The sequence below is a fragment of the Phenylobacterium sp. genome (assembly GCF_004799395.1).
Classification (GTDB): domain Bacteria; phylum Pseudomonadota; class Alphaproteobacteria; order Caulobacterales; family Caulobacteraceae; genus Phenylobacterium.
Window position 1 is genome coordinate 21933 of sequence record NZ_SSMZ01000076.1, and the last position, 9957, is coordinate 31889.

Sequence of the window (9957 nt, forward strand, 5' to 3'; positions counted from 1 at the left end):
TCAGATGAGCGGACACTCGACCTACGAGCCGAAGACCGGCCTCGAACGCTGGCTGGACAGCCGGCTGCCGATCATCCGGTTCGCCAACGACACCATCGTCACCTTCCCGACGCCGAAGAACCTCAACTACTGGTGGACCTTTGGCGGCGTCCTGTCGCTGATGCTGGGCCTGCAGATCGTCACCGGGATCATCCTGGCGATGCACTACGTCCCGCACGTCGACTACGCCTTCAATTCGATCCAGCGGATCAAGCGCGACGTCAACTACGGCTGGCTGATCCAGGGCATGCACGCCAACGGCGCGTCGATGTTCTTCCTGGCGGTCTACATCCACATGTTCCGCAACCTCTACTACGGCTCCTACAAGGCGCCGCGCGAGGTGCTGTGGATCCTGGGCTGCGTGATCTACCTCCTGATGATGGCCACGGCCTTCTTCGGCTACGTCCTGCCCTGGGGCCAGATGAGCTTCCATGGCGCCGTGGTGATCACCAACCTGATCGGCGCGCTACCGATCATCGGACCCTCGATCACCACCTGGCTGTGGGGCGGGTTCGCGGTGGACGACCCCACGCTGAACCGCTTCTTCTCGCTGCACTATCTGCTGCCGTTCATGATCGCCGGCGTCGTGGCGCTGCACGTCTGGGCGCTGCACGTGCCGGGGAACAACAATCCGACCGGCGTGAACGTGAAGTCCAAGGAGGACACCGTCCCCTTCCACCCGTACTACACGGTGAAGGACGGCTTCGCGATTTCGGTCTTCCTGATCATGTACGCGGTGTTCGTGTTCTACCTGCCCGACGCGCTGGGCGACGCGGCCAACTACATTCAGGCCAACCCCCTGCAGACGCCGCAGCACATCGTGCCGGAGTGGTACCTCCTGCCGTTCTACGCGATCCTGCGGGCGGTTCCGAACAAGCTGATGGGCGTCCTCCTGATGTTCGGCGCAATCGGCACCCTGTTCGTCCTGCCCTGGCTGGACACCTCGAAGGTGCGCTCCATGCGCTACCGCCCGACGATGCGGCTCTACTATTTCATCTTCATCCTGGCCTGCCTGGTGCTGGGCTACTGCGGGGCGCACGCGCCGGACGACATGGTCATTCCGGGCGTCGCCGGCCCGCAGTTCCTCGACGCCAACCTGAACAGCATCGTTTGGCTGTCGCGGATCGCGGCGCTGTTCTACTTCGTCTACTTCTGGGTGATCACCCCGCTGATGGGTCTGACCGAGACCCCGCTGCCGGAACCGGAGTCGATCTCCACACCCGTCCTGTCGCATCCCGCCTCCGCGCCCGCCGGCGCGACGGCGTCGCCTGAAAAGAGGGGTTGAGCCTGATGCTGCGCAAAGGTTTCGCGTTCGCGGCGCTCGGGCTTGCCCTGTTGGCCGGCCCGGCGCTCGCCGCGACCACCAACGAAGAGCCCTCGAACGTCCATTGGTCGTTCGAAGGCCCGTTCGGCAAGTTCGACAAGGAACAGCTCCAGCGGGGCTACAAGGTCTATCGGGAGGTCTGCTCGGCCTGCCACTCGATGAACCTGATGTACTTCCGAAACCTCGGGCAGAAGGGCGGACCGTTCTACGATCCGAAGTACCCCAACCCGAACAACAACCCGGTCGTGAAGTCGCTGGCCCATGACATCACCGTCAAGGACATCGACACCGACACCGGCGACGTGATCTCGCGTCCGGCGATCCCGGCCGACAAGTTCCCCGCGCCGTTCGCCAACGAGTACGCCGCGCGCGCCTCGAACGGCGGCAGCCTGCCGCCGGACCTGTCGGTGATGGCCAAGGCCCGCGAAGGCGGCCCGGCCTACATCTACTCGCTGCTGAGCGGCTTCAAGGCGCCGCCCGCGGGCCTGACCCTGCAGGCCGGAAAGTACTACGACCCCTATTTCGCGGGCGACCTGACCGGCAGCTGGCACGGCGCGGCGAGCAAGGTGCCGGAGGGCGGCGCGATCAGCATGCCGCCGCCGCTCACCGACGGTAAGGTCACCTTCGACGACGGCCACGCCAACAGGATCAAGGACGAGGCCTACGACGTGTCTGCGTTCCTGGCCTGGGCCGCCGAGCCGAAGATGGAAGAGCGCAAGGCCTTCGGCCTTGGCGCGATGATCTATCTCCTGATCTTCTCCGGCCTGCTCTACGCCAGCTACAAGAAGATCTGGAAGAACGTCGCGCACTAGGGACGTTCGCGTCTGACGAGAACCAAGGGCCTCGGCGAAAGCCGGGGCCCTTTCACATGAATAATCCCTAATTTGCTTCTGGGGTCGCAGAGCTTCATAGGCCGAGACCTTGACGTTGCTCAGGGGGCCGCCATGCCGATTCGTTCCCGCGCTCACGCCGGGCCCCTTTCCAGCCCCGTACTCTGGCTCGCCGGCTATCTGGCGGCCTGGGGCGTAGCGGTCGGCTATTTGGCGCAGAAGGGCGGGGACTGGAGCTTCCCCATCATCTCCCTGGGGGTGTTCGGCGTTGCCTTGCCGGGGTTGGCCCTGCTCTTGACCCGCAACGCGCGCCCGGCGCCGATCCCGGTCCTGCGGCCGGGGTTGGAGCTGGCGGCGGTGCTGGTGTTCCTGACGGTCTACGCCGTGGTCTTTCTGGGTTGGGGCATGGGCGCCGTGCGCCACGCCGCGCCGCCGGGCCGTGAGCAGGAACTGCTGGTCCTGGCCGCAAAGTTGGCCGTCCACGTCCTGGCGCCTGCCGCGCTCCTGGCCCTGCTGGGCGCCCAGCTGCGACCGCTGATCCGCGCCCGCGCCAACCGGCCGGGCTTCTGGCCGCCCCTGATCGTGCTCGGCCTGATCATCCTGGCCCTGCTCTGCGTCGTCAGCCCGGCCCTGAAGCAGATCGCCGGACTGCACGCCTCCGCCGCGACCCTGGCCTGGGCCGCGCCGGCCGCCTTTATCTGGATCGCCCTGGAGGCGGGCCTCTGCGAGGAATTCCTGTTCCGCGCCGTGCTGCAGACCCGGCTCGCCGCCGTGCTGAAGAGCGAAGTCGGGGCGGTGGTGGTAGGCGCGCTGCTGTTCGCCCTGGCCCACGCACCCGGTCTCTTCCTGCGTGGTACGCCGGAGACCGACGGCTATTCCACGGACGTCTTCCAGGTCGTGGCCTTCACCATCGCCACCCTGTCGCCGATCGCGCTGCTGTTCGGGACCCTGTGGGCGCGCACGCGCAGCCTGCTGCTGATCGTCCTGCTGCACGCCGCCGTCGACGTGTTGCCCAACCTGGCGGCCTTCGTGAGAACCTGGACGGGCTGAGCCTCACGGCTTGGCGGCCGCCAGCAGGAGTTTGCCGGCGGGAAAGTCGAAGCGCAGACGCCAGTGGGAAAGCAGGGGCGCGCCCAGTTGGCCGGCGAGCGCCGGGTCCTCGGCTTTCATCAGGCCGGCCGGCAGGTTCTCGGTCAGGCCGCCGGCGAAGGAGAGCGCCCGCAGGCGCGGGAAGAGCACGCCGTAGGGATAGAGCTCCTTGGTCTTGTCCTTCGGCGCGCCGGGCGCGCGGGCCAGGGCGTCGCTGAGCCGCACGCCGGTGTCGGCGCCGACGCCCGGCGTGAAGAAGCCCGAGAAGGCGTGCGGGCCATCGGCGACCGCTGCGCGGACCACCGGCCGGCCGGCGACCCAGCCCATCGGCAGGCTGGCCGCCGCCGGGAAGCGGCCGCCGGCGCGCCGCGACAGGCGCACCCGGCAGGGGCTGAAATCCACGTCCAGCACGAACCCCTGCAGCACGTCGGCGCCGATGATCCCGGCGATCGGCGTGGGCAAGGCCCCGGTGCGCAGGTCGACCACCTCGACGGCCACGGGCCGGTCCTTGAGCGCTACGCCGGCCAGCCGCACCTCGCCCTTCAGAGCCGTCTCGGCGAAGCCCGCGGCGTTGGCTTGGCTGTCGGCCAGGACGGTGTGCGGGCTGGCGGTGTCCAGGATGTAGTCGCCGCTGACGCCCATGACCTCGGCGCCCACCACCACCACGCCGTTCTCGAACCAGCAGGCCGCCTCGCCGGCCAGGGCCGGGGCGGCGATGAGCGCCAGGGCGGCGCCTAGGGGAAGGAAGGCTCGACTCACGGGCAGAGCATAGCTCCAACCCCGCCTTCGGCGACCCAGCGCCTTACGTCCGCCCAAACGGGCGCCTACCTTGCCCGGATGGGCTTCACCACCGCCTGGCGGAATTTCAAGCGCATGCAGGACCTGACGGTGGCCGCCGCCAGCCTGATCTACGCCGCCGCGGTGATCGACGCGCTCGGCCGCCTGCCGGGCGGGCCGAACCTGATCGCGCGCTGGACGCTCCTGTGGCCGGCGGCCTACCTCGGCTTCTCGCTCGCGATCCCGCTGCTGGTCCCGCCGGTGAAGCGGTGGCTGGCCAGGTACGTCTGGATGAGCTTTCGCGCCGGCTTCGGCCAGACACCGGTCTCGGTGGTCGTGGGCGTGGCGCTGCTGCTGGGCTCGGGCCTGTTCATCTGGGAGGAGGTGGGCCGCGCGGCGCGGGGCGGCCTCACCGGCGCCAATGTCTTCTCCGCCTATGCGGCGGGGATCGGGATCCTGGCGGCCCAGGCGATCCTGGTGCGCTTCCTGGAGGCGACGCCCGACGTGCGCGCGCAGATCGAGGATCGCGGCTAAAGCAGATCGTGGCGGCGTCGCGGACTCCGCTATGTTCCAGGTCGAGGTCCGCGCGGATGGGAGACGCTGAGCTGATGGAGGCGGAACGGCCCGACGCCGACTTGCAGGCCGTCCACGCCCAAGGCCTGGCGCACCATCGGGCGGGGCGGCTGGACGAGGCGCGGCGCGCCTATGAGCAGGTGCTGGCCGCCGATCCGCGGCACTTCGAGTCCCTCCATCTGCTGGGCGTCTACGCCGTCCAGATCGGCCGGCCCGATGCGGCGGTGGAGCTGATCGGCCAGGCGATCGCGGTGAGGGCCGACGTCGCCGACGCCCACGGGAACCTCGCCAGCGCGTTCAACAGCCTGCGTCGCTATGGCGAGGCGCTGGAGGCCAGCGATCGGGCGATCGCGCTTAACCCGGACTTCGCGCAGGCACACGGAAACCGCGGGGAGGCGCTGCATCAGCTGGGGCGCCTGCCGGAAGCGCTGGCGAGCTACGAGCGGGTGGTGGCTCTCCAGCCCACGGCGCCGGCCCACTACAACCGGGCGACCATGTTGCGCGAACTGGGGCGCCTTGAGGCGGCTCTGGCGGGATACGATCTGGCGATCGCCCTTAAGCCGGACTACGCCGAGGCCCGCCGAAGCCGCGGCATCGTGCTCTGCGACCTCAGGCGGTCTGAGGAAGGGCTGGAGAGTTTCGGCCAGGCGATCGCCTTGAAGCCGGACGACGCCGACGCCTGGCTCCATCGCGGGGCGACGCTGCGCGAGCTGGGACACTTCGAGGACGCGCTCGCGGCTCTGGATCGGGCGATCGAACTGCGGCCGACCTACGCCGAGGCGCACGGCAATCGCGGCAACGTCCTGTGCGACCTGTGGCGCTATCAGGAGGCTGTGGTCAGCTATGACCGGGCGACCGAGCTCAAGCCGGACTATTTCGAGGTCTTCAGCAACAAGGTCCTGCCGCTGCGTGAGCTTCGGCGGATGGATGACGCCCTGGCCGCCGCGGACCGGGCGGTGGCGCTGAACCCGGACTATGCCGAGGGCCTCAACAATCGCGGCGGCGCACTCTATGGCGCCCGGCGTCTGGACGAGGCGCTGGCGACCTATGACCGCGCCATCGCCCTCAAGCCGGACTATCCGTCGCCCTACAACAACCGAGGTGTCGTGCTCTACGAGCTGCGGCGTTTCGACGAGGCGCTGGCGAGCCTTGAGCATGCGCTGTCGCTGCGGCCCGACTACGCCGAGGCGCATCACAGCCTCGCCATGTGCCGGCTGATGCTGGGGGATTTCGCAGACGGCTGGGCGCGTTACGAGTGGCGCTGGAAGGCCGAGCAGTTTCGGACCGAACGCCGCGACCTCGGCGCCCGCCTTTGGCTGGGCGCCGAAGACCTGCAGGGCCGCACCATTCTACTGCGTTCCGAACAGGGCCTGGGGGACACCCTGCAGTTCTGCCGCTACGCCCTCGACGTCGCCGCCCTGGGCGCCGAGGTGATCCTGGAGGTGCAGCCAGGCCTGGAGCGGCTGCTGGCGCGATTGGACGGCGTGGCCCGGGTCATCACGCTCGGCGAAGCGCCGCCACCGCACGAATTCCAGACCCCGTTGATGAGCCTGCCGCACGCGCTGGGCGCCGCGCCTGATGGACGCCTCGCACGCTACCTGGACGCCGATCCGCAAGACGTGGCGGCCTGGGCGAGCCGCCTGGCCGGGACAGCGGCGCGCCGGGTCGGGCTCTGCTGGGCCGGCGGCGCGCGGCCGTACCAGATGGTCGCCAACAGCATCGACCAGCGGCGGTCCCTGTCGCTGGAGGCGTTCGCGCCGTTGGCGGGCGCCGAGGACGTGGCTTTCTACAGCCTGCAGAAAGGCCCGCCGGCCGCCCAGCTCGCCGAGCTACAGGCGAAAGGGTGGGCTGGGCCTGAGATCACCAACCTGACGAGCGAACTGGCCGATTTCGCCGACACCGCGGCCCTGGTCGCCAACCTCGACCTGGTGATCACCTGCGACACGGCGGTCGCCCACTTGGTCGGCGGGCTGGGCAAGCCGGTCTGGATTCTCAACCGCCACGACGCCTGCTGGCGCTGGCTCGACGGCCGGAACGACAGCCCGTGGTATCCGAGCGCGCAGCTGTTCCGGCAGCCCTCGCCGGGGGACTGGGCGAGCGTGATGGAGGAGGTGCGGGTGGCGCTGGGGGCATGGGCGTCGCAGACCTAGGACGGATCGACTTCCGCGGCTCCACAGCGGTCGCTGGCTTTCCATCCCCAGCGGAGACCGAGAGCTTCGCCTAGCTCTCGCCCCTAATCCCGCTCTTCCGGCTGAAGTGCGCCAGGGTCCGCAGCTTCGACAGCCGCGCGCTATCTTCGTGAAACCCGTTCGGGGCCACGAAGGCGTGGCCGGCGTCGTACATGTAGACGGGCAGGTCGGGGTAGGCGGCGCGGATGGTCTCGACGTCGGCGGGCGGGATCATCTCGTCGGTCTTGCCGAGGTGCAGGATGGTCGGGACCTGCGGCGCCTCGGCCAGGTAGTCGACGATCTGGCCGCCGTAGAAGGACGCCACTGCGGCGAGGCCATGGCAGCGGGCGGCGGCCAGCCAGGCGGTCGTGCCACCGTAGCAGAAGCCCATCGCGAAGACCGGCGGGGCCAGGGCGTCGATGGCGGCCTGGACCGCGTCGAGCACCTCGGCGCCCCAATGGGTCTGTTCCCCGAATGCCATCTGTCGCCCCATCAGGGCCGGATCGGAGTTGGCCTCGGCAAACCCGCGCTGGAAGCGGTCGAACAGGCTGGGGACCAGGACCTCGTAGCCGGCCTCGGCGTAGTCGTCGGCCAGGTCGCGCAGGTGCGGGGTGACGCCCCAGATGGCGTGCAGGATGACCAGGCCGCCGCGGCGCGCATCGCTGACGCCGGCGCGGTAGGCCTCGTATTCGAAGCCGTCCTTGCCGCTCGTCAGCCGGACGGTCTCGCCCATCTCGCCTCTCAGGATTTGTCGAACAGGTCCAGGGTGCGGTAGCGCGCCAGGTCGGCGGCCTCGGCGTTGTAGCGCTCCGGGCTGGCGTTGTTGAAGCCGTGGCCAGCGGCTTCGTAGATATAGACCGCGACCTTGGAATTGTGCTCGCCCACCGCCTTGGCGACCTCGTCGGCGGGGATGCCGGGGTCGGAGCGGCCGAGGTGGACGATGGTCGGGCAGAGTAGGCGCGCGGCGGCGTTGGCCTGCACCATGCTGCCGTAGTAGCTGGAGGCGGCGGCCAGGCCCTCGACCTTGGCCGCCGCCAGCCAGGCCAGCGAGCCGCCGTAGCAGTAGCCGACCACGCAGACCTTATCGCCGCGGGTCTTCAGGAACCGGCTGCAGGCGGCGATGTCGCCCATTGCCTGATCGATGGGCGTGCCCATGGCGTGGGCCACCCCGGCCTTGATCCCGTCCGGATCGTGCTTGGCCAGGAACCCCGGCTCACGGCGGTCGTACATGGCCGGCGCGATCGCCTCGTAGCCCATCTTCGCCCAGCGCTCGACGTCGGCGCGGACGTATTCGTCGAGGCCGAAGATCTCCTGGATGACGATCACTCCGCCCTTTCGGGGCGTGAACGAGGGCTCGTGATAGGCGGAAAATTCAAAGCCGTCCGCGCCCGCGATCTTGATCGTTTCACCCATCTCAAATCTCCTTGGAAGGCTTATCGGGGTTGGCGTTGGCGTTCGCGCAGCCGACTGCGGCTGTCAATACGCGCGAAAATACAACTCAAAATTGCCGATTCGGCACGCGCTATTTGCGCGTGAGGAGGCTTTTCGCGCCGCCGCCAGAGCCTAGACGTTGAACCGGAAGTTCATCACGTCGCCGTCCTTGACGACGTACTCCTTGCCTTCCTGGCGCAGCTTGCCGGCGTCGCGGGCGCCGGCCTCGCCCTTCAGGCGAACGTAGTCGTCGTAGGCGATCGTCTCGGCACGGATGAAGCCCTTCTCGAAGTCGGTGTGTATGACGCCGGCAGCCTGCGGGGCGGTGTCGCCCTTGTGGATGGTCCAGGCGCGCGTCTCCTTCGGCCCGACCGTGAAATAGGTCTGCAGGCCGAGCAGGTGGTAGGCCTCGCGGATCAGCTTGTTGAGGCCCGGTTCGGTGAGGCCGAGGGTCTCCAGGAACTCCTGCCGCTCGCCGGCGTCCAGCATGGCGATCTCGCTCTCGATCTGGGCGGATATGGCGACCGAGTCGGCGCCGTCGCGCTTGGCCCGCTCGGCCACCAGGCGGGACATATCGTTGCCCTCTGCGGCGGAGGCCTCGTCGACGTTGGCCACATAGAGGGCGGGCTTGGAGGTCAGGAGCTGCAGCATCCGCCAGGCCTTCTCGTCCTCGGTGGAAACCTCGGCCTTGCGGGCGGGCCGGCCCTCCTTCAGTTCGGCGAGGGCCAGGTTCACCAGCTTGAGCGTCTGGGCGCTTTCCTTGTCGCCGGCCTTGGCGCGTTTCTCGAGGTTCACCACCCGCTTTTCGAGGCTTTCGAGGTCTGCCAGCATCAGCTCGATCTCGATGGTCTCCAGGTCGGCGATCGGGTCGACCTTGCCCTCCACGTGGGTGATGTCGTCGTCGATGAAGCAGCGGGCGACGAAGGCGACGGCGTCGCAGTCGCGGATGTTGGCCAGGAACTGGTTGCCCAGGCCCTCGCCCTTGGAGGCCCCGCGCACCAGGCCGGCGATGTCCACGAAGTTGATCCGCGAGGGGATGATCTCCTTGGACGGGATGATCGCGGCCAGGACGTCCAGGCGCGGCTCCGGCACCGCCACGTCGCCGGTGTTCGGCTCGATGGTGCAGAACGGATAGTTGGCGGCCTGGGCCGCCGCGGTCTGGGTCAGGGCGTTGAACAGGGTCGATTTGCCGACGTTGGGCAGACCGACGATGGCGACTTTCAGGGCCATGATGTCCTTTGGGGAATCTTTCAGGTCTTTGCAGAAGCTAGCGGTCGGGCGACCTAGCACAGGCGGCCGGTCGGGCCTAGGCCGCGACCTCCTGCCCGCCCGCCGCGGGAGGGCTTCGCTGGGGTTGAAAGCCGTGACCGCGCCTGCCCCAACAGGGCGTCGCGGCATGAGCCTCGGCCTCCGCCGAGCTGGCGGCGCCGGCGGCGGAGATTTCCAGGCCACGCGCCACGCAGAAGGCCGCGGCCCTGGCGGGCGAGGGCCTCAGGAAGGTCCGCGCTTTTTTGTTGGGGTCAGCCGACGAGCGGCGACCGACGGCGATGGCGGCGAAGCATGGCGCCCGCGCCGCCGAAGCCTACGATCATCAGCGACCACGTCGCCGCTTCCGGGACGGCGCTGGCGAAGCTGAACTCGCCGTCGCCCTTGGCGGTGAACGACAGCAGCGCCGCCGAACTGGACGTCGCTCCGAAGTTGGGCGTCACGGCCAGCAGGGTGTAGG

General features: G+C 68.9%; 10 protein-coding genes. 5 read left to right on the plus strand and 5 right to left on the minus strand.

Features of this window, described 5'->3' with window-relative positions; all coding sequences use genetic code 11:
* Positions 1 to 4 precede the first annotated feature (4 nt).
* The 3 genes from E8A12_RS05100 (at position 5) to E8A12_RS05110 (ending at position 3243) form a co-directional block, all read left to right on the plus strand.
* The gene (locus tag E8A12_RS05100) at positions 5 to 1324 is read left to right on the plus strand and encodes a cytochrome b N-terminal domain-containing protein (protein ID WP_293366725.1); all 1320 of its coding nucleotides are present in this window, start codon (positions 5 to 7) and stop codon (positions 1322 to 1324) included.
* A gap of 5 nt (positions 1325 to 1329) precedes the next feature.
* Positions 1330 to 2175 carry a cytochrome c1 gene (locus tag E8A12_RS05105; RefSeq protein WP_293366726.1) on the plus strand — a complete coding sequence of 282 codons (846 nt, stop codon included), beginning with the start codon at positions 1330 to 1332 and terminating at the stop codon, positions 2173 to 2175.
* Positions 2176 to 2307: 132 nt separating this feature from the next.
* Positions 2308 to 3243 (plus strand): CPBP family intramembrane glutamic endopeptidase, encoded by a 936-nt coding sequence (locus E8A12_RS05110; protein ID WP_293366728.1) that lies wholly within the window; start codon positions 2308 to 2310, stop codon positions 3241 to 3243.
* Positions 3244 to 3246: 3 nt separating this feature from the next.
* Here the strand turns inward: E8A12_RS05110 and E8A12_RS05115 are convergent, their stop codons facing one another.
* Positions 3247 to 4041, minus strand: a complete 795-nt coding sequence (locus E8A12_RS05115) for a hypothetical protein (RefSeq protein WP_293366729.1) — start codon at positions 4039 to 4041, stop codon at positions 3247 to 3249.
* A 78-nt stretch (positions 4042 to 4119) separates the two neighbouring features.
* Between E8A12_RS05115 and E8A12_RS05120 the strand changes: the two genes are divergently transcribed.
* Both E8A12_RS05120 and E8A12_RS05125 read left to right on the plus strand, forming a co-directional pair.
* Positions 4120 to 4593 (plus strand): hypothetical protein, encoded by a 474-nt coding sequence (locus E8A12_RS05120; RefSeq protein WP_293366731.1) that lies wholly within the window; start codon positions 4120 to 4122, stop codon positions 4591 to 4593.
* Between the two features lie 56 nt (positions 4594 to 4649).
* Complete coding sequence (locus E8A12_RS05125) at positions 4650 to 6782, plus strand: tetratricopeptide repeat protein (protein ID WP_293366732.1); 2133 nt, start codon at positions 4650 to 4652, stop codon at positions 6780 to 6782.
* A 70-nt stretch (positions 6783 to 6852) separates the two neighbouring features.
* On the opposite strand, the gene E8A12_RS05130 is transcribed toward E8A12_RS05125, so the two are convergent.
* From E8A12_RS05130 to E8A12_RS05145, 4 genes are all read right to left on the minus strand, one after another.
* Positions 6853 to 7533, minus strand: coding sequence for a dienelactone hydrolase family protein (locus E8A12_RS05130; protein WP_293366733.1), 681 nt, complete (start codon positions 7531 to 7533; stop codon positions 6853 to 6855).
* An 8-nt stretch (positions 7534 to 7541) separates the two neighbouring features.
* Complete coding sequence (locus E8A12_RS05135; protein ID WP_293366734.1) at positions 7542 to 8213, minus strand: dienelactone hydrolase family protein; 672 nt, start codon at positions 8211 to 8213, stop codon at positions 7542 to 7544.
* A gap of 150 nt (positions 8214 to 8363) precedes the next feature.
* Positions 8364 to 9461, minus strand: coding sequence for a redox-regulated ATPase YchF (gene ychF, locus E8A12_RS05140; protein WP_293366735.1), 1098 nt, complete (start codon positions 9459 to 9461; stop codon positions 8364 to 8366).
* 290 nt (positions 9462 to 9751) lie between these two features.
* On the minus strand, positions 9752 to 9957 hold a 206-nt coding region (locus tag E8A12_RS05145; protein WP_293366736.1), incomplete at its 5' end, for a PEPxxWA-CTERM sorting domain-containing protein.

Coding starts and splice junctions, on each gene's coding strand:
- E8A12_RS05110 (WP_293366728.1), top strand. CDS start 2,308: ATGCCGATTCGTTCCCGCGCTCACGCCGGGCCCCTTTCCAGCCCCGTA.
- E8A12_RS05105 (WP_293366726.1), top strand. CDS start 1,330: ATGCTGCGCAAAGGTTTCGCGTTCGCGGCGCTCGGGCTTGCCCTGTTG.
- E8A12_RS05100 (WP_293366725.1), top strand. CDS start 5: ATGAGCGGACACTCGACCTACGAGCCGAAGACCGGCCTCGAACGCTGG.
- E8A12_RS05135 (WP_293366734.1), bottom strand. CDS start 8,213: ATGGGTGAAACGATCAAGATCGCGGGCGCGGACGGCTTTGAATTTTCC.
- E8A12_RS05120 (WP_293366731.1), top strand. CDS start 4,120: ATGGGCTTCACCACCGCCTGGCGGAATTTCAAGCGCATGCAGGACCTG.
- E8A12_RS05125 (WP_293366732.1), top strand. CDS start 4,650: ATGGGAGACGCTGAGCTGATGGAGGCGGAACGGCCCGACGCCGACTTG.
- ychF (WP_293366735.1), bottom strand. CDS start 9,461: ATGGCCCTGAAAGTCGCCATCGTCGGTCTGCCCAACGTCGGCAAATCG.
- E8A12_RS05130 (WP_293366733.1), bottom strand. CDS start 7,533: ATGGGCGAGACCGTCCGGCTGACGAGCGGCAAGGACGGCTTCGAATAC.